Here is a 25,140-nt window from a genome sequence, read left to right on the forward strand (position 1 = left end):
AGCGATGGCCACCCCTCTCGACCTGCAGGAGCAGGAACAGCTCGACCAGATCAAGGACTTCTGGAAGCGCCACGGCACCCTGATCACCAGCCTGCTGACCGTCGCGCTGCTGATCGCGGCGGGCTGGAACGGCTGGAACTGGTGGCAGCGCAGCCAGGCCGCCAAGGCCGGCGTGCTCTTCGACGAGATCGACCGGGCGGTCAGCGCCGGCGACGCCGACAAGGCCGGCCGGGTCTTCGGTGACCTGCGGGACCGCTTTGGCGGCACGGTCTTCACCGCGCAGGCTGCGCTGCTGGCGGCCAAGGTGCAGCTGGACAAGGAGCAGGCCGATGCAGCCGCAGGCACGCTGCGCTGGGCGGCCGAGCACGCGGCCGACGAAGGCTATCGCCGCATCGCCGGCCTGCGCCTGGCCGGCGTGCTGCTGGACCAGGGCAAGTTCGACGAGGCCCTGGCCGCACTGCCGAAGGACAGCGAAGGCTTGTTTGCCGCGCTCGGCGCCGATCGGCGCGGCGACATCCTGCGCGCGCAGGGCAAGCATGCCGAGGCGATCACCGCCTTCCAGCAGGCCCTGGCGGCCTTCGGGTCCGAGGGCGACTACCGCCGCGTGGTCGAAGCCAAGCTGATTGCGCTGGGCGCACCGCAGCCCTCCCTTCCCGCCGCCTCCGGAGCCGCGCAATGATGTCGCTGACCCGTTTCTGCCCGAAGCCGGGCGTCCGTCGTCTGCTCGCGGGCGTCCTGTCGCTGGCGGCTGCCGGCCTGCTCGCGGGCTGCGGCAGCCTGTTCGGATCCAGCGCGCCCAAGCCCGCGCCGCTGCCGACCCTGCCGGCCCAGCCGGTGCAGCTCCAGCTGCTGTGGCGTGATGACCTGCCTTCGCGCCGCAGCCCCAGCCAGGCGGTGCTGGCCGGTGACCGCTACGTGGTGGCCGGAGGCGATGGCCGTCTGGCTGCCTACGCCCTTGCCGATGGCCGGGTGCTGTGGCGGGCCCATGTGCGGCAGGAGCTCGGGGCCTCCCTCGGAAGCGACGGCCTGGTGGCGGCCGTGGTCACGCTCGACAACGAGCTGATCGTGGTCCGCGAGGACCGTGAGCTCTGGCGCACCCGGCTCGGGAGCCGGGTGGTCACGGCACCGCTGGTGGCGGGTGAGCGGGTCTTCGTGCTCACGGTCGACCGCCAGGTGCTGGCCTTCGACGCCCTCAACGGCCGTGCGCTGTGGACCCAGCAGCGGGCCGGCGCCGGCGAGCCCCTGACCCTGCTGAAGCCGGGCGTGCTGCGTGCCCACCGCAATCTGCTGGTCGTCGGCCTCGGCCCGCGCCTGGTCGCGCTCGACAGCCTGGATGGCAGCGTGCGCTGGGACCTGCCCCTGGCGGCCCCGCGTGGCACCAACGAGGTCGAGCGCCTGGCCGATCTGGTCGGCCCCGCCGGCCGCGAGGGCAAGGTGATCTGCGCGCGGGCCTTCCAGTCCGCCCTGGGCTGCGTCGATGCCGATGCCGGCCGCCTGCTGTGGAGCAAGTCCGGCAGTGGCGAGGAGGGCACGGCCGTCGACGCCGAGCAGGTCTACAGCGTCGATGCCAACGACCGCCTCATGGCCTGGAAGCGCAGTGGTGGCGAGGTCCGCTGGAGCAGCGAAAGCCTGCTGCGCCGGCAGCTGACGGCGCCCGTGGTGGTCGGTCGTCATCTGCTGGTCGGCGACGCGCAAGGCTATGTGCATGTCTTCGACCGCGACAGCGGTCAGCCGGTCGGCCGCATCGCCACCGACGGAAGTGCCGTCGACAGCCCGCTCAGCGTGGCGCCCGGGGGCACGGTGCTCCTGAGCACGCGCCGCGGCGGCGTCTTCGCGCTGCGGCTGCCGCGCTGACGCGGTGCGTGGCCGCGTGGGCGGCCCTGCGCCTGATTCCGCCGACGGCGGCGGTGCCCCCGGGTGCCGCCGTCGTTTCCTTCTGAGCCCGCCGCGGCGGCCCCCCGGCCGGACGTGGCCCGACCGCGGAAGGTCCGCAACGCCATGAAACCCGTCATCGCCCTGGTCGGCCGACCCAATGTCGGCAAGTCGACCCTGTTCAACCGCATGACCAAGAGCCGCGACGCGATCGTCGCGGACTACGCCGGCCTGACCCGCGACCGCCACTACGGTGATGGCCGGCTCGGGCGCCGCGAGTTCATCGTCATCGACACCGGCGGCTTCGAACCGACGGCCGAGACCGGCATCGTCCGCGAGATGGCGCGCCAGACCCGCCAGGCCGTGGCCGAGGCCGATGTGGTGATCTTCGTCGTCGATGTGCGCGGCGGCATCTCCGCCCAGGACCACGACATCGCCCGCTACCTGCGCCAGACCGGCAAGCCGGTGCTGCTGGCGGCCAACAAGGCCGAGGGCATGGTCGGCAGCGCGCATCTGGGCGAGGGCCACGAGCTGGGCATCGGCGAACCGCTGCCCGTTTCCGCCGCCCACGGCCAGGGCGTGCGCAGCCTGACCGAGCTGGCCCTGGAGACCTGCTTCGGCAGCGCCGACGAGTCCGACGAGGATGAGGAGGCCGAGGCCGAGCTGCTGGCCGACGGCAGCGCCGACCGGCCGATCCGCCTGGCCGTGGCCGGCCGCCCGAACGCCGGCAAGAGCACGCTCATCAACACCTGGCTGGGCGAGGAACGCCTGGTGGCCTTCGACATGCCGGGGACCACGCGCGACGCCATCACCGTGCCCTTCGAGCGCAACGGCCAGCGCTTCGAGCTGATCGACACCGCCGGCCTGCGCCGCAAGGGCAAGGTCTTCGAGGCGATCGAGAAGTTCTCGGTGGTCAAGACCCTGCAGGCCATTGCCGATGCGAACGTCGTGCTGCTGCTGCTCGACGCGACCCAGGGCGTCAGCGACCAGGATGCGCACATCGCCGGCTACATCCTCGACGCCGGCCGCGCGGTGGTGATCGCGATCAACAAATGGGACGCCGTCGACGCCTACCAGCGCGAACAGCTGCAGCGCCAGATCGAGCAGCGCCTGGCCTTCCTGCGCTTTGCGCCGGTGCTGCAGATCTCGGCGCTCAAGCGCCAGGGCCTGGGGCCGGTCTGGAAGGCGATCTCCGAGGCCTGGTCCTCGGCGACCCGCAAGCTGTCCACCCCGATCCTCACCCGCCTGCTGCATGAGGCCGTGGAGCACCAGCAGCCCAAGCGCGAAGGGGCGTTCCGGCCCAAGCTGCGCTACGCGCACCAGGGCGGCCAGAACCCCCCGATCATCGTGATCCACGGCTCCTCGACCGAGCATGTGACCGACAGCTACAAGCGCTACCTCGAAGGCCGCTTCCGCGCGCATTTCAAGCTGGAGGGCACGCCGCTGCGGATCGAACTGCGTTCCGGACGGAATCCCTTCGCCGCGAAGGAGTCCTGACGGACCGGCCGGATCGGCCCCCTGTGTTAACTTCGCCTCTCCCCTCTTCAACACGGAACATATCGTGAGCAACAAAGGACAACTCCTGCAAGACCCCTTCCTCAACCTGCTGCGCAAGGAGCATGTCCCGGTCTCGATCTACCTGGTCAACGGCATCAAGCTCCAGGGCCAGATCGAGTCCTTCGACCAGTACGTCGTGTTGCTGCGGAACACCGTGACCCAGATGGTCTACAAGCACGCGATCTCCACCGTGGTCCCCGGCCGTCCGGTGAATTTCCACGCCAACGAGCCGACGGACGCGTCCTGAAGCCCGCGTCCCGCCGACCCGGCCGGCCCGCCCGATTCGACGATGCGGGCCGCTCTGGGAGCATCCTCTCTTGAGCGCCTCCACCGCCAGCCCCGAAGCCCGCGCCATCCTGGTGGGGGTCGATCTCGGTCCGGGCAGCCCCTTCGACCCCACGCTCGACGAACTCGCGCTGCTCGCCGAATCGCTCGGGGACGTGACCGTCGCCCGCCTGACGGCACGTCGATCCGCGCCCGATCCGGCGCTGTTCGTCGGCAGCGGCAAGGCCGACGAGATCAAGGCCCTGGTCGAAGGCCACCAGGCTCATGCGGTGATCTTCGACCAGCCCCTGAGTCCGGCCCAGCAGCGCAACCTGGAGCGTCACCTGGGCTGCGAGGTGCTGGACCGTGTGGGCCTGATCCTCGAGATCTTCGGGGCCCGCGCGCAGAGCCACGAAGGCAAGCTGCAGGTCGAGCTGGCCCGGCTGCAATACCTCAGCACCCGGCTCGTCCGCCGCTGGAGCCACCTGGAGCGCCAGCGCGGCGGCATCGGCACGCGCGGCGGCCCGGGTGAGCGCCAGATCGAGCTGGACCGCCGGATGATCGGCGAGCGCATCAAGCAGCTGAAGTCGCGCCTCGTCAAGGTCAAGCGCCAGCGGGGCACGCAGCGCAAGTCGCGCGAGCGGGCCGGCACCTTCCGCGTCTCGCTCGTCGGCTACACCAATGCCGGCAAGTCGACCCTGTTCAACGCCCTCGTCAAGGCCCGCAGCTACGCGGCCGACCAGCTCTTCGCCACGCTCGACACCACCACCCGCCAGCTTTACCTGGAGGACGCGCAGCGCTCGGTCAGCCTGTCGGACACGGTCGGTTTCATCCGCGACCTGCCGCACACCCTCGTCGAGTCCTTCGAGGCCACGCTGCAGGAAGCGGCCGAGGCCGACCTGCTGCTGCACGTGATCGACACCGCCAGCCCGGTGGCCGACGAGCAGATGGCCGAAGTGCAGCGGGTGCTGCGCGAGATCGGTGCCGCCGAGCTGCCGCAGATCCTGGTCTTCAACAAGCTCGATCGGCTGGAGCCGGACCAGCGTCCGCGTCAGCGCATCGACGAGCTGGAACTCGACGGCCGCCGCTTCACTCGCATCTTCGTCAGCGCGCGCGAAGGCGAGGGCCTGGCCGAGCTGCGCCAGCTGATCGCCCGACGGGTGATCGATGCCGATGCGCTGCCGGCCCCCCGAGCCTTCTTTGCCGACGACGACCCCCGGGGCCAGGCCCCGGGGCCGCTCGCCCCTCTTGATGACGACGCCCTGCCGGCCGGCTCCATGCCGCGCACCGGCACCCACGACCGCCCTGTCTGAGCCATGCACGACGACACCGTCCGACCTTTCACGGCCCGATCCGCGGCCCGTCCCGCGGCCCGCCCGGTCCTGGCGCTGAAGGCCCTGAGCGCGCTGGTGCAGGGGGCGTTCAGCCGACTGGCCTGGCGTGCCCGCGCCGGCGTGCTGCTGAACAGCGGCCGCAACAACGAAGGCCCGCCCGACCTGGACGAGCTCTGGCGCGACTTCAACCGCAAGCTCAGCGGCCTGATGGGCGGCAAGGGGGGCGGCCCCGGCAAGCCGGGACGCCCCGAGGGCAGTCCTTCGGGCGGCCCCGGCCTGCCCGATCCGCGCAGCGCCGGCATCGGCGTCGGCCTGATCGCTGCCGCCGTGCTGGTGTTCTGGCTGGGCAGCGGGGTCTACATCGTCCAGGAAGGTCAGCAGGGCGTGGTGATGACCTTCGGCAGCTACAGCAGCACGGTCGACGCCGGTCTGAAGTGGCGCATGCCGTATCCGATCCAGAGCCACGAGGTGGTCAACGTCACCCAGCTGCGCTCGGTCGACGTCGGCCGCAGCGCGGTGGCCCAGGCCACCGGCCTGCGTGAATCCTCGATGCTGACCGAGGACGAGAACATCGTCGACATCCGCTTCACCGTGCAGTACCGGCTGAAGGATCCGAAGGATTACCTCTTCGAGAACCGCAATGCCGACGAGGCCGTGCTGCTGGCCGCCGAGAGCGCGGTCCGCGAGATCGTCGGCCGCAGCCGCATGGACTCGGTGCTCTACGAGCAGCGCGACGCCCTGGCCTCCGACCTGGTCAAGTCCATCCAGGCCCAGCTCGATCGCCTGAAGGCCGGCATCCTCGTCTCGAACGTCAATGTGCAGGGCGTGCTGCCGCCAGAACAGGTGCAGGCGGCCTTTGACGATGCCGTCAAGGCCGGCGCCGACCGCGAGCGCTTCAAGAACGAAGGCCAGGCCTACGCCAACGACGTGATCCCCAAGGCCCAGGGCACGGCGGCGCGACTGCGCGAGGAAGCGGCCGGCTACGGCCAGCGCGTGGTCGCGCAGGCCGAGGGCGATGCCTCGCGCTTCCGCCAGGTGCTGGTCGAATACCAGAAGGCGCCGCAGGTCACCCGCGACCGCCTGCATGTGGACACCATGCGCGACATCTACAGCAATGTCTCGAAGGTGATGATCGACAGCCGCAGCGGCTCCAACCTGCTCTACCTGCCGCTGGACAAGCTGATGCAGGCCTCGGGCGCGACGCCGCCCGCCGGCGCCGCCTCCGCCCCGGGTGCCGAGGTGCCCGCCCTGCCGGTGCTGCCGCCGGTGGTGGACGCACGCGGGCGGGACCCGCAGCGCAGCCGCGACCGCGAGACCCGCTGAGCCCGAGGATCCGAGAACCATCATGAAGCAAAGCATCGGTATCACCGTCGCCGGCGCGCTGATCGCGCTGATGGCCGCCTCGTCGACGCTCTACGTCGTCGACCAACGCCAGTTCGCCGTGCTCTATGCACTCGGCGAGATCAAGGAAGTCATCACCGAGCCCGGCCTGAAGTTCAAGCTGCCGCCGCCCTTCCAGAACGTGGTCTTCCTCGACAAGCGCATCCAGAGCATGGACAGCGCCGAGACCCGGCCCATCTTCACCGCCGAGAAGAAGAGCCTGGTGATCGACTGGCTGATCAAGTGGCGCATCAGCGACCCGCGCCAGTTCATCCGCAACGCCGGCACCGATGTGCGCAATGCCGAGGCCCGGCTGAGCCCCATCGTGCAGGCTGCGCTGAACGAGGAGGTCACGCGGCGCAACGTGACCCAGGTGCTGTCGACCGACCGCGAGAAGGTCATGCAGGGCGTGATGGCCCGGCTCGGCGACGATGCCAAGGCCTTCGGCATCGAGGTCGTCGACGTGCGCATCAAGCGCGTCGACTTCGTGGCGAGCATCACCGAATCGGTCTACCGCCGCATGGAGTCGGAGCGCAAGCGCGTGGCCAACGAGCTGCGCTCGACCGGCCAGGCCGAGGGCGAGAAGATCCGCGCCGACGCCGACCGGCAGCGCGAGGTCATCGTCGCCGAGGCCTACCGCGACGCGCAGAAGATCAAGGGCGAGGGCGATGCGAAGGCCTCGGCCCTCTACGCCGAGGCCTTCGGCCGCGACCCGTCCTTCGCGCAGTTCTACCGTCAGCTGGAGGCCTACCGCGCCAGCTTCCGCAACAAGAGCGACGTGATCGTCGTGCAGCCCGACGGTGACTTCTTCCGCGCGATGCGGGACCCGTCCTCCGGCAGCGGCCGTGGCCGCTGACCCCGCGCCGGGCCCCCTGCGGGCCCGGCCGCCTTTCGAGGCCCGTCGATGCATGAGCTGCTGCAGGCCCTGGGCCTGGTGCTGATCCTCGAAGGCCTGCTGCCGCTGCTTGCACCGGCCCGCTGGCGCGAGACCTTCCAGCAGCTCTTGCAGCTGCGTGATGGCCAGCTGCGCTTCATCGGTGCGCTGAGCCTGGTGGCCGGCGGCCTCGTGCTGCTGCTGTCCACCCCCTGAGCCGCAGGCGGCCGGGGCGGCCGAGGCCTGTCACCCCGCCGATACAATCCGGCTTCAACCACTGGCCACTGTTCCATGACCTCTGCTTGGCTCCTGCCCGAGCACCTTGCCGACGTCCTGCCCAGCGAGGCCCGGCGCATCGAAGACCTGAGGCGGCGCCTCCTGGACACCGCCCGCAGCCATGGCTACGAGCTGGTGATGCCGCCGCTGGTCGAGCATCTCGACTCGCTGCTCTCCGGCACCGGCGAGGCGCTGGACCTCCAGACCTTCAAGCTCGTCGACCAACTCAGCGGCCGCATGCTCGGCCTGCGCGCCGACACGACGCCGCAGGTCGCCCGCATCGACGCCCACCTGCTCAACCGCGAGGGCTTGAGCCGGCTGTGCTACTGCGGTCCGGTGCTGCACACCCGACCCGGTGCGCCCGGTGCCGGCCGCGAGCTGCTGCAGTTCGGTGCCGAGCTCTATGGCCATGCCGGCCTGGAGGCCGACCTGGAGATTCACGACCTCGCGCTCGATGGCCTGGCGGCCCTCGGCATCGACGGCGCCGTGCTCGACCTTGCCGATGCCCGGCTGATGCGGGGCCTGATGGCCGGCGTGCTCTGCGAGCCGGCCCAGATCGAAGCCATCTACGCCGCCCTGGCGGGCAAGGATGCCGCGGGCCTGCGGGAGGCTTCGGCCGGCCTGCCGGCCGAGGTCCGAGCCGGCCTGGCGGCGCTGGTGCAGCTCTACGGCGACGAGGCCGTGCTTGACGACGCGGCCCGGGCCCTGCCCGAGCGCCCGCTCATCCGCGCTGCGCTGGCCGATCTGCGTCGCCTGGCCGGTCACGCGCGCCGCACCCATGCCGGGGTGCGGGTCGGCTTCGACCTGGCCGACCTGAGCGGCTTTGCGTACTACAGCGGCCCGCGCTTCGCGGTCTACGCCCCGGGCGCCAGCGACGCGCTGCTGCGCGGTGGCCGCTACGACGAGGTCGGCGCCATCTTCGGTCGCAACCGGCCGGCCGTCGGCTTCAGCACCGACCTCAAGGCCCTGGCCGCCCAGGCCGGTGCCAGCGGCCGGCGCACCGCCATCCGCGCCCCCTGGGGCGAGGACAGCGCGCTGCGCGAAGCCGTGCGCAGCCTGCGCGAGCAGGGCGAGACCGTGGTCTGCCTGCTGCCCGGCCATGAACACGAAACCCAGGAATTCGCCTGCGACCGCGAGGTGGTCGCGGTCGACGGGCAGTGGATCGTGCGTGCGCTCTGAGCGCCGCCGCGACACCTTCCCCGACATCGATTCAGGATTGACACAATGAATGCAAGCGCGCCGCGCCCCCAGGGGGGACGCAATGTGGTGGTGGTGGGCACCCAGTGGGGTGACGAGGGCAAGGGCAAGGTCGTCGACTGGCTGACCGACCATGCCGCGGGCGTCGTCCGCTTCCAGGGTGGTCACAACGCGGGCCACACCCTGGTCATCAAGGGCGTGAAGACCGCGCTGCAGCTCATTCCCTCGGGCGTGATGCGCGAGGGCGTGGCCTGCTACATCGGCAACGGCGTGGTCGTCGACCCGACCCATCTGCTCGGCGAGATCGGCCGTCTGGAGGCGGCCGGCATCGATGTGCGCTCGCGCCTCTTCCTCAGCGAGAACTGCCCGCTGATCCTGCCCTTCCACGTGGCGCTCGACAGCGCCCGCGAGGCACTGCGCGAGTCCTCCGGCAGCGGCAAGATCGGCACGACCGGCAAGGGCATCGGCCCGGCCTACGAGGACAAGGTGGCCCGCCGCGCGCTGCGCGTGCAGGACCTCAAGCACCCGGAGCGCTTCGCCACCAAGCTGCGCGAGCTGCTGGCGCTGCACAACCACGTGCTGACCGGCTACCTCGGCCGCCCGGCGCTGGACTTCGCGCCCATCCACGATCAGGCCCTGAAGATGGCCGAGCAGCTGCTGCCCATGCTGGCCGACGTCGGCGTGCGCATCCACGCCACCAACGTGGCCGGCGGCAATGTGCTTTTCGAGGGCGCGCAGGGCACCCTGCTCGACATCGACCACGGCACCTACCCCTACGTCACGTCCAGCAACTGCGTGGCCGGCAATGCCGCGGCCGGTTCGGGCGTCGGCCCGGACAAGCTGCACTACATCCTCGGCATCACCAAGGCCTACACCACGCGGGTGGGCAGCGGGCCCTTCCCGACCGAGCTGGCCTGGGAGCAGGAAGGCACGGTCGGCCACCACCTTGCCACCGTCGGCCAGGAGCGAGGCACCGTCACCGGCCGGGCCCGCCGCTGCGGCTGGCTGGACGCTGCGGCGCTGAAGCGTTCGATCCTCATCAACGGCGTCTCGGGCCTGTGCCTGACCAAGCTCGACGTGCTCGATGGCCTGAAGGAGATCAAGATGGGCGTGGGCTACAAGCTCGACGGCCGGGTGATCGACATCCTGCCGCTCGACGCCGACGAGGTGGCCCGCTGCGAACCGATCTACGAGAGCTTCCCGGGTTGGGACGGCACGACCTTCGGCCACACGCAATGGGATCAGCTGCCGCTGAACGCGCGCCGCTACCTGGAGCGGGTGCAGGCCTTCATCGGCGCGCCGATCGACATGGTCTCGACCGGCCCGGACCGCGAGCACACCATCCTGCTGCGCCATCCCTACCAGGCCTGAGCCCGGTGCACGGCGCATCCTTCCCCCTCCACCTGCTGGCCTGAGCCCCATGCTGACCGACGACGGCAAGAACCTCTACGTCTCCTGGGACGAGTACCACGGCCTGATCGAGAAGCTCGCGCTGCAGGTCGCGGATTCGGGCTGGGACTTCGACCAGATCCTCTGCCTGGCCCGTGGCGGCCTGCGGCCTGGCGACGTGCTGTCGCGCGTGCTCGACAAGCCGCTGGCCATCATGTCGACCAGCAGCTACCGCGCCGGTGGCGGCTGCATCCAGGGCCGGCTCGACATGGCCCAGTACATCACCCTGCCGCGCGGCGAGCTGGCCGGTCGGGTGCTGCTGGTCGATGACCTGGCGGATTCGGGCACCACGCTGAAGGCGGTCGTCGACCGCCTGCGCGGCCTGCCGGCCATCACTGAGCTTCGTGCGGCGGTCATATGGGTCAAGGGCGTGTCGATCTACACGCCCGAGTACTTCGTCGAGGCGCTGCCGACCAGCCCCTGGATCCACCAGCCCTTCGAAGCCTACGAGCAGACCGGCCTCGACGGGCTGCGCCGCAAGCTCACGGTCTGAGCCACAAGGCCGGGCGCCGCTGACGGCGTCCGGCATGGTCGGGGTGGCGGGATTCGAACTCGCGACCTACTGCTCCCAAAGCAGTTGCGCTACCAGGCTGCGCTACACCCCGAGGTGTCTGGATTCTAGGGGCGCGGCCCCTAAACTCATGGTCAGGCTGTCCGTAGCTCAGCTGGATAGAGCAGCGGTCTTCTAAACCGCAGGTCGGGGGTTCGAGCCCCTCCGGACAGGCCAATGTGCAGGCTGCAAGCCCGCACACCCTCAGGCAAGGAGCCTGAGCACGCAAACCCGAACCGGGCTTGCAGAAAAGGTGACGAGCCTTACCCCCGGCACTGGTCGCAACAGTTAGGGCTGCTTGGTTCCCCACCTGACCCGTTTGGCCGCGCTCCCATGCGGGGAGGCCCGTCGCCGAGCATTCTAGGCGAGGGCGGCGAAGGCCCTGCCGTTCGCCGTGGTGCGCGGCCCACGCCGGGGCCGGTGCCGGTCGCCGGGCGACTCAGCGCAGGTGCAGATCGTCCTCGCCCCAGCGCAGATCCAGCGGCTCGACGATCAGCTGCTTCGGCCCGGCCTCCACGGCGCCGGCCACCCAGGCCGCGATGCCCTGGGCTTGCGCAATCTCGACGGTGCGCGCGGCGAGGTCGGCCGGCACGAAGAGCGCGAAGCCCGCGCCCATGTTCAGCGTGCCGTAGGCCTCGCGGGCGTCGTGGCCGGCCTGTTCAGCAATGAACTTCAACACCGGCGGCACGGGCGGCACCGTGTGGATGCGGTAGGTCAGCGCGGCCGGATGGCGCAGCAGCTTGCGCCAGCCATGGCCGGTGATGTTGGCGGCGTAGTGCGGCACGATGCCCGCCTGGGCCAAGGCCTCGGTCACCGGCGAATACAGCGCGGTCGGCGCCAGCAGGGCCTCGCCATAGCGCAGGCCGGGGTGGCCGACCGGGTCGATCTCGGTCAGATACCCCTCGGGCAGACGCTCGACCAGCTTGCGCGCCAGGCTCAGGCCATTGGCGTGGATGCCGCTGGAGGCCAGCAGCACGATGGCGTCGCCGGCCTGCAGCTTGTCGCCCAGGGTCAGGCGGCTCTTGGGGTTGACCAGGCCGGTGCAGCCACAGGCCAGGTCGATGCGGTCGGCTTCGACGATGCCGGCCAGGGCCGGCGTCTCGCCGCCGCCCCAGGCGATCGAGCAGGTCTCGCAGGCCTTCTGCCAGCCTTCGACCAGGGCCTGTGCGCGCGCCGCATCCTTGAACCAGGCGCTGCCGCCGGCGGCCCAGTAGGCCTGGGCCAGCAGCGGCGTGGCGCCCACGGTGATCAGGTCGTTCACCGCCATCGCGATCGTGTCCTGCGCGATGCCGGCATACCAGCTGCGGCCGGTGAGCTGCGCCATCTCGTCGGCCACCAGCACCTTGGTGCCCAGGCACTCGACGATGCTCGCCAGATAGAAGGGGCCCACGTCGACGACGTAGGCCGACTCGCCGCGCGAGGCCGCGACCTCGCCGAAGCCGTGCTTGCCGAGCTGCACCGCGGTCGCGGCGGCGGCACGCTGGGCCGCCACCTTCAGCGGATCGATGAGGTCGTACTGGACGCCGGCCTGGTCATAGCTCAGCGGGGCGGGGGTGGGGGCGTGGCTCATCGGGCGGCGCGGGGCAGGGCAGGGATCGAAGCCACGGATTATCCCTGCGCCCCCGGTCGTGTCCGGGGCCGTGGAGACCGGCCTCTAGAATCCTCGCCATGACGACCCTGGTCCTGGCCCGCAAGTACCGGCCGCGCCGCTTCGACGAGATGGTGGGCCAGGAGCATGTGGTGCAGGCTCTGGCCAACGCCCTGCGTTCGAACCGGCTGCATCACGCCTACCTCTTCACCGGCACCCGCGGCGTCGGCAAGACCACGGTCTCGCGCATCCTGGCCAAGAGCCTGAACTGCGTCGGCCCGGACGGGCAGGGCGGGGTGACCGACCAGCCCTGCGGCGTCTGCAACCACTGCCGCGACATCGATGCCGGCCGCCATGTCGACTACACCGAACTCGACGCCGCCAGCAACCGCGGCGTCGAGGAGATCGGCCAGCTGCTCGACCGTGCCGTCTACAAGCCGGTGCTCGCGCGGACCAAGGTCTACCTGATCGACGAAGTCCACATGCTGTCGAGCACCGCCTTCAACGCGATGCTCAAGACGCTGGAGGAGCCGCCCGAGCACCTGAAGTTCGTGCTGGCGACGACCGACCCGCAGAAGCTGCCCATCACCGTGCTCTCGCGCTGCCTGCAGTTCAACCTGCGGCCCATGGCGCCCGAGACCGTGCGCGAGCACCTGGGCCGCGTGCTGGCTGCCGAAGCCATTCCCGCCGAGCCCGGCGCGCTCAGGCTGCTGGCCCGGGCCGCGCGGGGCTCGATGCGCGACGCCCTCTCGCTGACCGACCAGGCCATCGCCTACGGCAATGGCGCGCTGGCCGAGGAGGGGGTGCGGACCATGCTCGGCGCCGTCGACGATCGGCTGGCCGAGTCGCTCGTCGAGGCCCTGGCCGCGGGCGATGGCGCCCGCGTTGTGCAGCACTGCGACCGCCTGCGCGACGAGGGCCTGTCGGCCGAGGGCATGCTCGAAGCCATCGCCACCCTCTGCCAGCGCATGGCCGTGCAGCAGGCCGTGCCCGGCGCGCTCGATGCCGACGATCCCGAGCAGGCGGCCGCCCTCGCGCTGGCGGCCCGCCTGCCGGCCGACGAAACCCAGCTGCTCTACAGCCTGGCCCTGCAGGGCCGCGCCGAGCTGGCGCTCGCGCCCGACGAGTTCAGCGGCCTGCTGATGGTGCTGCTGCGCTTCCTGGCCTTCCGGCCGGCACCGGACGGCGTGCCGCGCCCTGCGGCGCCTGCGCCGGCCGAGCCCGCCGCCCGCCCGCGCGCCACGTCCAGCGCGGCCTTGCGCAGCCCGGCCCCGCCTGCCGCGCAGATGCCCGCGCCCCAGCCGCCGGACGAAGGGCCCGCGGCCTGGCCGGCCCGGGCGATGGCGTCGCCGGTCGCGGCCCCTGCGCCGGTGTCGCCCTCTCTGCCGGCCGCCGCGATCGCGCCGCGTCCCGCCCCCGCCGTGGCGCCGCCGCCCTCCCGTCCCGAGGCCGCGGCGCCTGCGCCGCGTCGCCCGCGCGAGCCGGCCCCCTGGGATGAGGAAGTCCCGCATCCCGCGCTGAGCGAGGACCGCCCGACGCCCCCTGCAAGCCAGGCCCTGCCGGGCGAGGATGCGCCCCATCCCGTCGAGGCGCAGGGGCAGGCTGCGCCCTTCGCCGCCGAGGATGGGGCCCCGCCCGAGCTGGACTTCGAGTCGCCGTCCGAGGCGGCCGTGGCCTCCACGGCCCCGCCCCCATCGGCCGAGCGTGCCGACCCGCTGCCCGACAGCCCGCTGGGCGTGGCCTGGGCCGCCCTGGTCGACACCCTGATCGCGCAGGGCCGGGTGGCCGCGCTGCATCGCCAGCTCGCCTGGCAGGCCCAGTGCCTGAAGCTGGGGCCCGAGACCGGCGAGGTGCAGTTGCGCATCGACCGCGAAACCCTGCGCAGCCCGCTGCACATCGAACGGCTGCAGGCCGCGCTGGCTGCCCACTGGCAGCGCCCGGTCACGCTGCAGGTCGAGGCGGGCCCGGTCGACGACAGCCCGGCGCGCCGTGATGCCGCGGCCCGGCTGGCCCGCCAGCAGGCGGCCGAGGCGGCCTGCGAGGCCGATCCGCTTGTCCAGGCCCTGCTTGGCCGTCACCGTGGCGCCCAGCTGCTGCCCGGCACCCTGCAGCCCCGCTGACCCGCGGACGGCTGCAAGGTCCTTCTTTCCGACCCGTCACTTTTCGAGGATCACCCCATGCTCAAGGGACAACTCGCCGGCCTGATGAAGCAGGCCCAGGCCATGCAGGACAACCTCAAGCGCGCGCAGGACGAACTGGCGCTGCTGGAGGTCGAGGGCCAGTCCGGCGGCGGCCTGGTCAAGGTGACGATGAGCTGCAAGCACGACGTCAAGCGCATCGCCATCGACCCCAGCCTGCTGGCCGACGACAAGGACATGCTCGAAGACCTGGTGGCCGCTGCCTTCAACGACGGCCTGCGCCGTGCCGAGGCCCTGAGTGCCGAGAAGATGGCCAAGGTCACCGCCGGCATGCCGCTGCCGCCCGGCATGAAGCTGCCGTTCTGAACGCCGCGCGCGCGTCCCGCCGGCTCCCGCCGCCATGAGTGCAGCCCCCGGCGCGCTGGAAGCGCTGATCGATGCCCTGCGCCGGCTGCCGGGTGTCGGGCAGAAATCGGCCCAGCGCATGGCCTACCACCTGCTGCAGCACGACCGCCCCGCGGCCCGCCAGCTGGCCCAGGCCCTGGGCCATGCGGAGCAGGCGGTGCGCCACTGCGCGCGCTGCCACACCTTCACCGAGGCGGAGGTCTGCGCGACCTGCCTCGACCCGGCCCGCGATGCGCGCCAGCTGCTGGTCGTCGAAACCCCCGCCGACCAAGCCGCGCTGGAGCGCAGCGGCAGCTACCGCGGGCTCTACTTCGTGCTGATGGGCCGCCTCTCGCCCCTGGATGGCATCGGCGTGCACGACATCGGACTGGCCCCGCTGCTGCAGCGGGCGCAGGACGGTGTGGTCGACGAGCTGATCCTTGCGACCAGCTTCACGGCCGAAGGCGAAGCCACCGCCCAGGCCATTGCCCAGGCCCTGCGGCCCCAGGGCCTGAGCGTGACCCGCCTGGCGCGTGGCGTGCCGGTGGGCAGCGAACTGGAGTTCGTCGACCTCGGCACCCTGGCCCACGCCCTGGCCGACCGGCGCTGAGCCGGTCGCGCCCTCAGCGGGGGCTGGCCTGGGCCACGCGTTCGCCGCTGCGCCGGCCTTCGGACTTGCCGGCCTGCGCCACCGCACGCTTGCCGGTCGCAGCGGCCGGCTTGCCCGCCACGGCCGGCGACTTGTTGCGGCGCGCCTCGGCCTGGGCCAGGCGCTCGGCCCGGCTGCCGGCCGGCTTGCGTGCCGCGAGCTCGGTCGCGCGGCGCTCCTTGGCCCGCGCCGGCACGGCGGCGGCCCGGGTCGGCAGGTAGAGCACCACCGCCTGGCCGGGTCGCAGCTTCATGTCGGCCGAGCCCCCGTTCCAGCCGGCCACCGCCTCGGCACTCAGGCCATGACGCGCGGCCAGCAGGGCCAGCGTGCGGTCCTTGGCCCGGGCCTTGGCCACCACGCGCCGGCCCGGCGGGCGCACCGGGGCGAGGGCCAGCCGGGCGTTCTCGGCCACATGCTCGGCCACATCCTGGTCGCGCTTGCCGGCGCGCGGCACCAGCAGGGTGGAACCGGCCTTCACCATCATCCGGGGCGGGATGCGGTTCAGGCTGCGCAGCTCGCTCTCGGCCATGCCCACCTTCTGCGCCGCCTGGGCCGGGCTCATGGTCTCCGGCACGACCCAGGCCGTCCAGCTGGCCAGCCCGCCGCGATGACGGGCGAGGCGGTGGACGAAGCGCTGCGCGTTCTCCCAGGGCAGCAGCACCTGCGGCGTGCCGGCGGCCAGGATCAGCGGCTTGTTCATCGAGGGGTTGAGCGCCTGCACTTCGGCCAGCGGCAGCTCGGCCAGCTCGGCGACCAGCGCGGTGTCGATGTCACGCTGGATCGGCACCGCCAGGAAGTAGGGGTGGTTCTCGATCGGCGGCAGGGCCATGCCGAAGTCCTGCGGCGCCGCCACGATGGCCTTCACCGCGATCAGCTTCGGCACGTAGTGGCGGGTCTCCTCGGGCATGCGCAGGTGGGCGTAGCCGGTCGGCAGGCCGGCGCGCTGGTTGCGCTTGATGGCCCGCTGCACATTGCCCTCGCCCCAGTTGTAAGCGGCCAGGGCCAGGTGCCAGTCGCCGAACATCGCGTGCAGCTTCTGCAGGTAGTCCAGCGCGGCCTGGGTCGAGGCCAGCACGTCGCGCCGATCGTCGCGGAACAGGTTCTGCGTCAGGTCGAAATGCTTGCCCGTCGAGGGGATGAACTGCCACATGCCCGAGGCCTTGGCCGAGGACATGGCCTGCGGGTTGAAAGCGCTCTCGATGAAGGGCAGCAGGGCCAGCTCGGTCGGCAGGCCCCGGCGCTCGACCTCGTCGACGATGTGGAAGAGGTAGCGGCTGGAGCGCGCCGTCATGCGCTGCACGTAGTCGGGCCGGCTGCCGTACCAGCGGCGCTGCTGGGCCACCTCGGGCGTTTCGAGCGGCTCCAGGCGGTAGCCCTCGCGGATGCGGTCCCACAGGTCGCGGCGCGCCTGGGCCTCGGGCTGCGGCTGGACCTCGGGTTGCAGCGGGTCGATCGGCGTGCCGGCGGCGGGCAGGGCGTCGGCCGGACGGATGCCGACGGGCGGCAGGGCCTCCGGGCTGGAGAAGCCAGGCCGGATCACCGGATCGGCCGGGCGGCCGAGCGGGCTGGCCGGCGCGGGCGGCAGGCTGGGGGCGGGCAGGGTGGCCAGGGCCTGCGGCCGGTTCGGCGACGGCAACTCGCGACGGGCGGTGGGCGGGGGCGATGCCGGCACCTTGGCCTGCGGGGCGGCGGGCGGCGGCTGCAAGCCGGCACAGGCACTGAGCAGGGCACTCAACAGCAGCAGGCCGGCGGGCCGGGCAGCACGCCGCCGCAGCGGCCAGGGGGGAGGCGTCATCGGTAGTGGTTCTTCCAGGTCCGGATCGCGGCCAGCACGGCCACCGGATCGTCGGAGGCTGCGCCCTGGGCGCGGGCCTGGGCTGCGACCGCGGCTTCGCCGCTGCGCAGGAAGGGATTGATCGCCCGCTCCAGGCCGATGCGGCTGGGCAGGGTGGGCTCGCCGCGCGCACGCAGGGCCTCGCAATGCGCGCGATGGGCGGCGAGCTCGGCGTTGTCGGGCTCGACCGCGCTGGCGAAGGCCAGGTTGGACAGGGTGTACTCGTGGGCGCAGCAGACGCGCGTGTCGGCCGGCAGCGCAGCCAGGCGGCCGAGCGAGGCATGCATCTGCGCCGCCGTGCCCTCGAACAGCCGGCCGCAGCCGCCGGAGAAGAGGGTGTCGCCGCAGAAGAGCAGCGGGGCCTCGCCGGCTGGCCGGGCCACATAGGCCAGGTGGTCCAGGGTGTGGCCGGGCACGGCCAGCACCTGGAAGCCCAGGCCCAGCAGCTCGACGGTGTCGCCTTCGGCCACGGTTTGCGTCAGGCCGGCGATGCCGCTGCCGGCCGGGCCGAGGACCGGGGGCGGCACCCTGCCGCGCTGCCTTGCCCGCTCGGCCAGGCCGGCCAGACCGCCGGTGTGATCGCCGTGGTGATGCGTCACTAGAATCCCGGCGATTTCGAGCTTCAGCCGGTCGAGCATCGCGAGGACCGGTGCGGCGTCCCCCGGATCGACGACCACCGCGTGCGCGGCGTCGTGGAGCATCCAGATGTAGTTGTCGGTGAAGGCGGGAACGGCGAGCAGCTTCATGACTTTGAGTCCGCTGAGTATAGGTTTGGCCCCCTGGCTGGAGACCCCTGCCGGACGGTATGCGCTGGACTGGGAGCAGCAGCAGCTCGATGCGCTGGTCGCCGACCTCTTCGGCTTCCATGCCATCCAGCTCGGCCTGCCGGTGCTTGACGGCCTGCGGGCGAACCGGATGCCCCACCGCTGGCAGGTCGACGAGGGGGGGGCCGACGACACGCGGACGGCCGTGCGCTGCGATTTCCACGCGCTGCCCTTCGCCAGCCAGAGCCTGGACCTGGTGCTGCTGCCGCACACCCTGGACCTTTGCCTGGACCCGCATGCCACCCTGCGCGAGGTCGAGCGCGTGCTGATGCCCGAGGGCCGGGTCGTCATCGTCGGCTTCAACCCCGACAGCCTCTGGGGCCTGCGCCAGGGCGGTGGCCTGCTGCTGCGACGCCTGGGCAGCCAGGGCCCCGTCTACCTGCCCTGCGGCGAGGCCGGCACCGGCCGCCTGATCAGCCCGCGACGCCTGCGCGACTGGCTGCGCCTGCTCGGCTTCGAGATCGATGGCGGCCGCTTCGGCGCCTACCGTCCGCCCTGGCGCAGCGCGGCCTGGCTGGACCGCTGGGCCTGGATGGAATCCGCCGGCGACCGCTGGTGGCCGATGTTCGGCGCGCTGCACATCCTGGTGGCCGTCAAGCGCGTGGCCGGCATGCGCCTGATCGGCCCGGCCTGGAAGCGGCCGCGTCGCGCGCGTGCCGCCCCGGCCGTGGCGGGCGGTCACCGCGAAGCCCTGATGCCGCCCCTGTCCCCCTCCTCCCGCTCGAAACGATCCTCCGAATGAATCTCCCGATCCAGCGTCCCGCCGTCACCATCTACGCCGATGGCGCCTGCAAGGGCAACCCCGGCCCCGGCGGCTGGGGCGTCTGGCTCACCAGCGGCGAGCACGAGAAAGAGCTCTTCGGCGGCGAGCCCAGCACCACCAACAACCGCATGGAGCTGACCGCCGTCATCGAGGCCCTCGCCAGCCTCAAGCGCAGCTGCGACATCGTCGTCTACACCGACAGCAGCTATGTGCAGCAGGGCATCAGCGAATGGATCCACAACTGGAAGCGTCGGGGCTGGAAGACCGCCGGCGGCCAGCCGGTCAAGAACGCCGACCTCTGGGCCCGGCTCGATGCGCTGGCCGCCTTGCACCGCATCGACTGGCGCTGGGTCAAGGGCCATGCCGGCGATCCCGGCAACGAGCGTGCCGACCGCCTGGCCAACCAGGGCGTGCCCGGCGGGGTCCGCCGATGAGCCCGCTGTGTGAAGCCCGTGTTGCCGGCGCGCTGCGCCCTGCGGTCTTGGGGTCGACGCCGGCAGGGCCGGCCGCTTGCGGCGAGGATCGCAGCCCGCGGCCGTCGAGGCCCCCGGTCCTGAGCCCCTGCCCTGCATGAAGCGTCCCATCCTCCTCCTCGCCCTGATCGCACTGGCCGGCCTCTCGGCCGGGGCCTGGTGGCTGCAACACGCCCCCTCCGGGCCGGGAGCGGCTGCCGCCAGCCCGCCGGCGGCAGCCTCTTCCCCGCGCGGCGCCGGGGGCGGACCGGGCGGCGGCGGACCGATCGCGGTCGAGCTGGGCGAGGTCCGGCGCGAGACCCTGCGCGAGCTCGTGCAGGCCGTCGGCAGCCTGCGCGCGGTCCAGAGCGTGATGCTGCGGCCGGAAGTCGGCGGCCGCATCGTGCAGCTCGGCTTCCGCGACGGCGAGGCCGTGCGCCGTGGCCAGCTGCTGGTGCAGCTCGACGACAGCCTGCCGCGCGCGCAGCTGGCCCAGGCCGAGGCCCAGCTGGCCGTGGCCCGCAGCAACCACCAGCGCAATGTCGACCTGGTGGCCCAGGGCTTCGTGACCCGCAGCGTGGCCGACCAGACCGCCGCCACCCTGGCCGTGGCCGAGGCCCAGCGCGAGCTGGCCCGGGCCGAACTGGCGCGTCTGCGGCTGCTGGCACCCTTCGAGGGCCGGGTCGGCCTGCGCAAGGTCGATGTCGGTGCCGTGGTGGCGGCCGGCGCCGACCTGGTCATGCTGGAAGACCTGCGTCAGATGGAGGTCGACTTCCGCCTGCCCGAGCGCGAGCTGGCCCGGCTCAAGCCGGGCCAGGCGCTCAGCCTGCGCCTGGACGCCCAGCCGCAGCAGGCACTTTCGGCCCGCATCCAGGCCCTGGAGGCCCAGGTCGATGCCGAGGGCCGTGCGCTGGCCGTGCGCGCCCGGCTCGAGGCCGTGCCCCCCGGCCTGCGGCCCGGCATGTTCGCGCGGGTCGAGATCGAGCTGGGCCGCCGCGAGGGCGCCCTGACGGTGCCCGAGGAGGCCCTGGTGCCGCAGAACGGCCAGCTCTTCCTGGTGCGCGTGCAGGCCGGTGCCGCGGGCCAGCCGGGCCGCAGCGAGCGGCTGCCCGTCCGCAGCGGCTGGCGCGGCGCAGGTCGGGTCGAGGTGCTCGCGCCCGGCCTGCAGGCCGGTGACCTCATCGTCACCGCCGGCCCCTCCCGGCTGATGCGGGCCGACGGCCTGGCCGTGCGTCCGGTGCGCCTTGGCACGCCGGCCCGCGCCAGCGGCCCGGGCGCCTGAAGGGCGGGCCCCGCCATGCAGATCGCCGAGCTTTCCATCCGCCGGCCGGTCTTCGCGACCGTGCTGTCCCTGCTGCTCCTGCTGGTGGGACTGGTGGCTTTCCGGGGCTTGCAGCTGCGCGAGTACCCGCGCATCGACGAGCCGGTCGTCACCGTCACCACCCGGCTGCTGGGGGCGGCCTCCGAGGTCATCGAGACCCAGGTCACCAAGCCGCTGGAGGATTCGATCGCCGGCATCGACGGCATCGACATCCTCAGCTCGATCTCGCGGGCCGAGGAAAGCCAGATCACGGTGCGCTTCAAGCTGGCCAAGGATCCGGACAACGCCGCCTCCGACGTGCGCGACCGGGTGGCCCGGGTGCGTGCCCGGCTGCCCGACGCGGTGGTCGAGCCCGTCATCGCCAAGGTCGAGGCCGACGCCTCGCCCACGGTCTGGCTGGCCTTCAGCAGCGACAGCCTGAACCCGCTGGAGATCACCGAGCTGCTCACCCGCATCGTCAAGCCGCGCCTGCAGACCGTGCCCGGCGTGGCCGACGTGCGGCTCAACGGCGACCGGCTCTATGCCATCCGCATCTGGCTCCAGCCCGATGCCCTGGCGGCCCACGGCCTGACGGTGCAGGACGTCGAGGCAGCGCTGCGCGCGCAGAACCTGGAGCTGCCGGCCGGCCGCATCGAGAGCCAGCAGCGCGAGTTCACCGTCACCGCAAGAACCGACCTCAACACCGTCGAGGGCTTCGCGCAGATCGCGCTGCGCCAGGTGCAGGGCCACACCGTGCGCCTGCGCGACGTGGCCCGGCTGGAGGAGGCGGCCGAGAGCGAACGCTCGGCTGTTCGGCTCAACGGCGTGCCGGCCATCGCCACCGGCATCATCCGCAACGCCACCGCCAACCCGCTGGAGGTGGCGGCCGGCGTGCGCGCGCTGCTGCCGCAGTTGCAGGCCGAGCTGCCGCCGGGCCTGAAGGTGCAGGTGGCCAATGACAGCACCGAGTTCATCGACCGTGCCGTGCGCTCCGTCTACCAGACCCTGGGCGAGGCGGTGCTGCTGGTCGCCCTGGTGGTCTTCGTCTTCCTGCGCTCCTTGCGGGCTTCGCTGATCCCGCTGGTCACCATCCCGGTCAGCCTGGTCGGGGCCTTTGCGCTGATCGCGCTGGCCGGCTTCACCGTCAACACCCTGACCCTGCTGGCCCTGGTGCTCGCCATCGGTCTGGTGGTCGACGACGCGATCGTGGTGATGGAGAACATCCACCGCCACATCGAGGCCGGCCTCAGCCCCTTCCAGGCCGCGATCAAGGGCGGGCGCGAGATCGGCTTCGCCGTCGTCGCGATGACACTGACCCTGGCCGCCGTCTACGCGCCCCTGGCCTTCACGCCGGGCCGCACCGGGCGGCTGTTCGCCGAGTTCGCGCTGACGCTGGCCGGCGCGGTCGTCGTCTCGGGCTTCGTCGCGCTGACGCTGAGCCCGATGATGTCGAGCAAGCTGCTCCGCCACGAAGCCCGGCCCGGCCGCTTCGACCGCTTCATGGAGGGCCTGCTCGGCGGCCTGACCCACGGCTACCGCCGCACGCTGGTCTGGAGCCTGCGCCACCGCGCGCTGGTGCTGGTGGTGATGCTGGTCTCCGCCGCCACGGCGGCCCTGCTGTTCCGCGGCATGAAGAGCGAGCTCGCGCCCATCGAGGACCGCGGCGCGATCTTCACCAATGTCAGCGCGCCGGACGGCGCGACCCTGGCCTTCACCCAGCGCTACCTGGAGGCCATCGACGGCATCGTGCGCGAGAGCGGCGACTTCCCCGAGTTCGACCGCATCTTCGTCGTGGCCGGCAACCCGACGGTCGAGCGCGGCATCGCCGTGCTGCGCACCGTCGACTGGACCGAGCGCACGCGCAAGACCCCGGCCTTGGCCGAGGCGCTGCGGCCCCGCTTCGAGGCCCTCCCCGGGGTCAGTGCCTTCCCGGTCACGCCGCCCTCGCTGGGCCAGAGCCTGCGCGAGCGGCCGGTCAACGTGGTGCTGGTCAGCTCCGACAGCTACGAAGGCATGGGCCAGGCCGCCCAGGCCCTGCTGGCCGAGATGGCCAATTTCCCCGGCATCGTCCAGCCCGACACCGACCTGCGGCTGAACAAGCCCGAGCTGCGTCTGCGGGTGGACCGCGAGCGCGCCGCCGACGCGGGCGTCGCCGTCGATGCGGTCGCGCGCACGCTGGAGACCATGCTCGGCGGCCGCGAGGTCACCCGCTACAAGCGCGGTGCCGAGCAGTACGACGTGATGGTCCAGACCGAAGCCGGCGATCGCAGCCGGCCGCAGGACATCGACCGCCTCTATGTGCGCGGCCGCGGCGACACCATGGTGCCGCTCTCGGCCCTGGTGCAGGTGGAGGAGAACGTCGCCCCCCGCGAGCTGAACCACTTCAACCAGCGCCGCTCGGTCACGATCACCGCGAATCTCGCACCCGGCACCGCCCTCGGCGAGGCACTGGACTTCATCGAGTCGGCCGCCGCGCGCGCCCTGCCCGAGGGCTACGCCCTGCAGCTCAACGGCATTTCGCGGGAGTTCCGCACCTCCAGCGGTGCACTCGGCCTCGTCTTCGTGCTGGCCCTGGCCTTCATCTTCCTGGTGCTGGCGGCACAGTTCGAGAGCTTCGTCGATCCGCTGGTCATCCTGATCTCGGTGCCGCTGTCCATGGTCGGTGCGCTGGCCGCGTTGCAGCTCACCGGCGGCACGCTGAACGTCTATTCGCAGATCGGACTGATCACCCTGGTCGGCCTGATCACCAAGCACGGCATCCTGATCGTCGAGTTCGCGAACCAGTTGCGCCAGCAGGGCCGCAGCGTGCAGGACGCGGTGGCCGAGGCCGCCGCCCTGCGCCTGCGCCCCATCCTGATGACGACGGGCGCGATGGTGCTGGGCGCCATCCCCCTGGCCCTGGCCAGCGGAGCCGGCGCGGAAAGCCGCCAGCAGATCGGCTGGGTCATCGTCGGCGGCATGTCCCTGGGCACGCTGCTGACGATCTTCGTCGTCCCCACCGTCTACACCCTGCTGGCCCGGCGCAGCACGCCGGGGCCGCGCACCGAGCCCGGACCGGCACCCGCCTGAGCGTCGCCGCCCGCTAGGCGGCCGCTCAGATCAGGGCGTGGAAGGGCAGCACCTCGACCCAGTCACCGGGCTGCACCGTGCCCTGTTCGTGGCCGAGCACGGCCAGGCCCTGGGCTTCGGACATCGAGCGCAGGATGCCCGAGCCCTGGGCGCCGGTCAGCCGCATGTCCCACACGCCGTCGGCGGCCTGTTGCAGGCTCACGCGCTGGTACTCGGTGCGGCCGGGCTTCTTGCGCAGCGTCTCCAGGCTGCGCACGCGCAGCGTGGGCAGGGGCTGCGGGCGGGCGCCGGCCATGCGCAGCAGCGCGTCGCGCACGAAGGCGTAGAAGGTGACCATGACGGCCACCGGATTGCCGGGCAGGCCGAAGAGCACGGCACCCGGGCCCTGCGGGCCGGCGCCGATGCGGCCGAAGGCCATCGGCCGGCCGGGGCGCATGGCGATGCGCCAGAAGGCCACTTCGCCGAGCCGGGCCATGACCTGCTTGGTGTGGTCGGCCTCGCCGACGCTGACCCCGCCGGAGGTGATCACCGCATCGGCACTGGCCGCGGCGCTGCGGAAGGCGGCTTCCAGCGCAGCGGGTTCGTCGCGCACGACGCCGAGATCGAGCAGTTCCACGCCCAGGCGGCTGAGCATGCCGTGCAGGGTGTAGCGGTTGCTGTCGTAGACGCAGCCGGCCTCAAGCGGCTCGCCGATCGAGCGCAGCTCGTCGCCGGTCGAGAAGAAGGCCACCCGCAGGCGGCGGCGCACCGGCAGCTCGGCCAGGCCGAGCGAGGCCGCCAGGCCGAGGTCCGAGGGGCTGAGCAGGCGGCCGGCGCGCATCGCGGCCTCGCCGCAGGCCAGGTCCTCGCCGCGCAGGCGGCGGTTGTCGCCGGGGCGGACGACGCCGGCCGGCACGCTGACCTGCTCGCCCTCGAGGCGGCAGAACTCCTGCGGCACGACGGTGTCCAGGCCGGCGGGCATGACCGCGCCGGTGGTGATCTTCACGCAGGCCCCGGGCGGCACGTCCGCGCCCTGGAAGGCCGCGCCGGCCAGGCCCTTGCCGACGACGCGCAGCCGGGTCTCGCCTGCGGCCGCCAGCTCGGCCCCGCGCAGGGCGTAGCCGTCCATGGCCGAGTTGTCATGGGCCGGCACGTCGATGCGGCTGATCTGGTCCTCGGCCAGGACCCGGCCCAGGCAGGCGCGCAGGGCCAGGCGTTCGATGGCGCCGCCTTCGGCCAGGGTCGGCACGAAGCGGGCGATGAAGTCCTGTGCGGCGGCCACCGGCAGGGCCGAGGGGTCGTAGCCGTTCACGCAGGAGGCGATGGCGGCCAGGGCCGGCGGCAGCGGCGGGCGGTCTTCGAGATCGGGGGGCAGGGCGCTCATGGGCGGGATCCAGTCAGGCCGGG

22 protein-coding genes, 2 tRNA genes and 1 other RNA gene are annotated in these 25,140 nt (G+C 72.3%); 19 read left to right on the forward strand and 6 right to left on the reverse strand.

What is annotated here, in order from left to right; genetic code table 11:
- The first annotated feature begins 4 nt into the window (after window positions 1-4).
- The 11 genes from H4F90_RS03760 to H4F90_RS03810 all read left to right on the forward strand — a co-directional run bounded on the left by H4F90_RS03760 (window position 5) and on the right by H4F90_RS03810 (window position 10,696).
- The gene (locus tag H4F90_RS03760; protein WP_182661602.1) at window positions 5-679 is read left to right on the forward strand and encodes a YfgM family protein; all 675 of its coding nucleotides are present in this window, start codon (window positions 5-7) and stop codon (window positions 677-679) included.
- On the forward strand, window positions 679-1,854 hold the full coding sequence (locus H4F90_RS03765; RefSeq protein WP_182661604.1) for a PQQ-binding-like beta-propeller repeat protein: 1,176 nt from the start codon (window positions 679-681) through the stop codon (window positions 1,852-1,854). Before H4F90_RS03760 ends, H4F90_RS03765 begins: the two co-directional genes overlap by 1 nt.
- Before the next feature lie 144 nt (window positions 1,855-1,998).
- Window positions 1,999-3,369, forward strand: a complete 1,371-nt coding sequence (der, locus tag H4F90_RS03770; RefSeq protein WP_182661606.1) for a ribosome biogenesis GTPase Der — start codon at window positions 1,999-2,001, stop codon at window positions 3,367-3,369.
- 64 nt (window positions 3,370-3,433) lie between these two features.
- Entirely contained in the window at window positions 3,434-3,676 is a 243-nt protein-coding gene (gene hfq, locus H4F90_RS03775) for an RNA chaperone Hfq (RefSeq protein WP_182661608.1), read from the forward strand.
- A gap of 70 nt (window positions 3,677-3,746) precedes the next feature.
- The gene (gene hflX, locus H4F90_RS03780; protein WP_182661610.1) at window positions 3,747-5,006 is read left to right on the forward strand and encodes a GTPase HflX; all 1,260 of its coding nucleotides are present in this window, start codon (window positions 3,747-3,749) and stop codon (window positions 5,004-5,006) included.
- Window positions 5,007-5,009: 3 nt separating this feature from the next.
- Window positions 5,010-6,350, forward strand: coding sequence for an FtsH protease activity modulator HflK (gene hflK / locus H4F90_RS03785; protein WP_182661612.1), 1,341 nt, complete (start codon window positions 5,010-5,012; stop codon window positions 6,348-6,350).
- A 22-nt stretch (window positions 6,351-6,372) separates the two neighbouring features.
- Entirely contained in the window at window positions 6,373-7,263 is an 891-nt protein-coding gene (gene hflC / locus H4F90_RS03790; protein WP_182661614.1) for a protease modulator HflC, read from the forward strand.
- Between the two features lie 48 nt (window positions 7,264-7,311).
- On the forward strand, window positions 7,312-7,497 hold the full coding sequence (locus tag H4F90_RS03795; protein WP_182661616.1) for a DUF2065 domain-containing protein: 186 nt from the start codon (window positions 7,312-7,314) through the stop codon (window positions 7,495-7,497).
- Between the two features lie 75 nt (window positions 7,498-7,572).
- Window positions 7,573-8,736 carry an ATP phosphoribosyltransferase regulatory subunit gene (locus H4F90_RS03800; RefSeq protein ID WP_182661618.1) on the forward strand — a complete coding sequence of 388 codons (1,164 nt, stop codon included), beginning with the start codon at window positions 7,573-7,575 and terminating at the stop codon, window positions 8,734-8,736.
- Between the two features lie 45 nt (window positions 8,737-8,781).
- Window positions 8,782-10,125: an adenylosuccinate synthase gene (locus H4F90_RS03805; RefSeq protein ID WP_182661620.1), complete on the forward strand. Its 1,344-nt coding sequence runs from the start codon at window positions 8,782-8,784 to the stop codon at window positions 10,123-10,125.
- A gap of 49 nt (window positions 10,126-10,174) precedes the next feature.
- Window positions 10,175-10,696 (forward strand): phosphoribosyltransferase, encoded by a 522-nt coding sequence (locus tag H4F90_RS03810; protein WP_182661622.1) that lies wholly within the window; start codon window positions 10,175-10,177, stop codon window positions 10,694-10,696.
- Between the two features lie 35 nt (window positions 10,697-10,731).
- Here the strand turns inward: H4F90_RS03810 and H4F90_RS03815 are convergent.
- Window positions 10,732-10,808: transfer RNA gene (locus tag H4F90_RS03815), tRNA-Pro, on the reverse strand.
- Between the two features lie 45 nt (window positions 10,809-10,853).
- On the opposite strand from H4F90_RS03815, the gene H4F90_RS03820 reads away from it, so the two are divergent.
- Window positions 10,854-10,930, forward strand: a tRNA-Arg gene (locus H4F90_RS03820).
- 75 nt (window positions 10,931-11,005) lie between these two features.
- Here the strand turns inward: H4F90_RS03820 and ffs are convergent.
- Window positions 11,006-11,103, reverse strand: an RNA gene (gene ffs, locus H4F90_RS03825) — signal recognition particle sRNA small type.
- An 89-nt stretch (window positions 11,104-11,192) separates the two neighbouring features.
- The gene (locus H4F90_RS03830; RefSeq protein WP_182661623.1) at window positions 11,193-12,323 is read right to left on the reverse strand and encodes an AIR synthase related protein; all 1,131 of its coding nucleotides are present in this window, start codon (window positions 12,321-12,323) and stop codon (window positions 11,193-11,195) included.
- 98 nt (window positions 12,324-12,421) lie between these two features.
- On the opposite strand from H4F90_RS03830, the gene dnaX reads away from it, so the two are divergent.
- Genes dnaX through recR form a run of 3 tightly spaced genes read left to right on the forward strand, consistent with a single transcriptional unit; the run spans window position 12,422 to window position 15,473 of the window.
- On the forward strand, window positions 12,422-14,461 hold the full coding sequence (dnaX, locus tag H4F90_RS03835) for a DNA polymerase III subunit gamma/tau (protein WP_182661626.1): 2,040 nt from the start codon (window positions 12,422-12,424) through the stop codon (window positions 14,459-14,461).
- Between the two features lie 57 nt (window positions 14,462-14,518).
- Complete coding sequence (locus H4F90_RS03840; RefSeq protein WP_182661628.1) at window positions 14,519-14,845, forward strand: YbaB/EbfC family nucleoid-associated protein; 327 nt, start codon at window positions 14,519-14,521, stop codon at window positions 14,843-14,845.
- A 34-nt stretch (window positions 14,846-14,879) separates the two neighbouring features.
- Entirely contained in the window at window positions 14,880-15,473 is a 594-nt protein-coding gene (gene recR / locus H4F90_RS03845) for a recombination mediator RecR (protein WP_182661630.1), read from the forward strand.
- Between the two features lie 13 nt (window positions 15,474-15,486).
- On the opposite strand, the gene H4F90_RS03850 is transcribed toward recR, so the two are convergent.
- The gene (locus tag H4F90_RS03850) at window positions 15,487-17,307 is read right to left on the reverse strand and encodes a transglycosylase SLT domain-containing protein (protein WP_220486038.1); all 1,821 of its coding nucleotides are present in this window, start codon (window positions 17,305-17,307) and stop codon (window positions 15,487-15,489) included.
- Window positions 17,304-18,092 (reverse strand): hydroxyacylglutathione hydrolase, encoded by a 789-nt coding sequence (gloB, locus tag H4F90_RS03855; RefSeq protein ID WP_182661632.1) that lies wholly within the window; start codon window positions 18,090-18,092, stop codon window positions 17,304-17,306. Before gloB ends, H4F90_RS03850 begins: the two co-directional genes overlap by 4 nt.
- Here gloB and H4F90_RS03860 point away from each other — a divergent pair.
- The 4 genes from H4F90_RS03860 to H4F90_RS03875 all read left to right on the forward strand — a co-directional run bounded on the left by H4F90_RS03860 (window position 18,091) and on the right by H4F90_RS03875 (window position 23,754).
- Window positions 18,091-18,912, forward strand: coding sequence for a class I SAM-dependent methyltransferase (locus tag H4F90_RS03860; protein WP_182661634.1), 822 nt, complete (start codon window positions 18,091-18,093; stop codon window positions 18,910-18,912). The two genes, gloB and H4F90_RS03860, sit on opposite strands and share 2 nt — an antisense overlap.
- Window positions 18,909-19,367 (forward strand): ribonuclease HI, encoded by a 459-nt coding sequence (rnhA, locus tag H4F90_RS03865; RefSeq protein WP_182661636.1) that lies wholly within the window; start codon window positions 18,909-18,911, stop codon window positions 19,365-19,367. Before H4F90_RS03860 ends, rnhA begins: the two co-directional genes overlap by 4 nt.
- 136 nt (window positions 19,368-19,503) lie before the next feature.
- Window positions 19,504-20,667, forward strand: coding sequence for an efflux RND transporter periplasmic adaptor subunit (locus H4F90_RS03870; RefSeq protein ID WP_182661638.1), 1,164 nt, complete (start codon window positions 19,504-19,506; stop codon window positions 20,665-20,667).
- A 15-nt stretch (window positions 20,668-20,682) separates the two neighbouring features.
- Window positions 20,683-23,754: an efflux RND transporter permease subunit gene (locus tag H4F90_RS03875; protein WP_182661640.1), complete on the forward strand. Its 3,072-nt coding sequence runs from the start codon at window positions 20,683-20,685 to the stop codon at window positions 23,752-23,754.
- A 25-nt stretch (window positions 23,755-23,779) separates the two neighbouring features.
- On the opposite strand, the gene moeA is transcribed toward H4F90_RS03875, so the two are convergent.
- Window positions 23,780-25,117, reverse strand: coding sequence for a molybdopterin molybdotransferase MoeA (moeA, locus tag H4F90_RS03880; RefSeq protein ID WP_182661642.1), 1,338 nt, complete (start codon window positions 25,115-25,117; stop codon window positions 23,780-23,782).
- Window positions 25,118-25,140 lie beyond the last annotated feature (23 nt).

It is taken from the genome of Aquariibacter albus, assembly GCF_014145335.1.
GTDB lineage: Bacteria > Pseudomonadota > Gammaproteobacteria > Burkholderiales > Burkholderiaceae_C > Aquariibacter > Aquariibacter albus.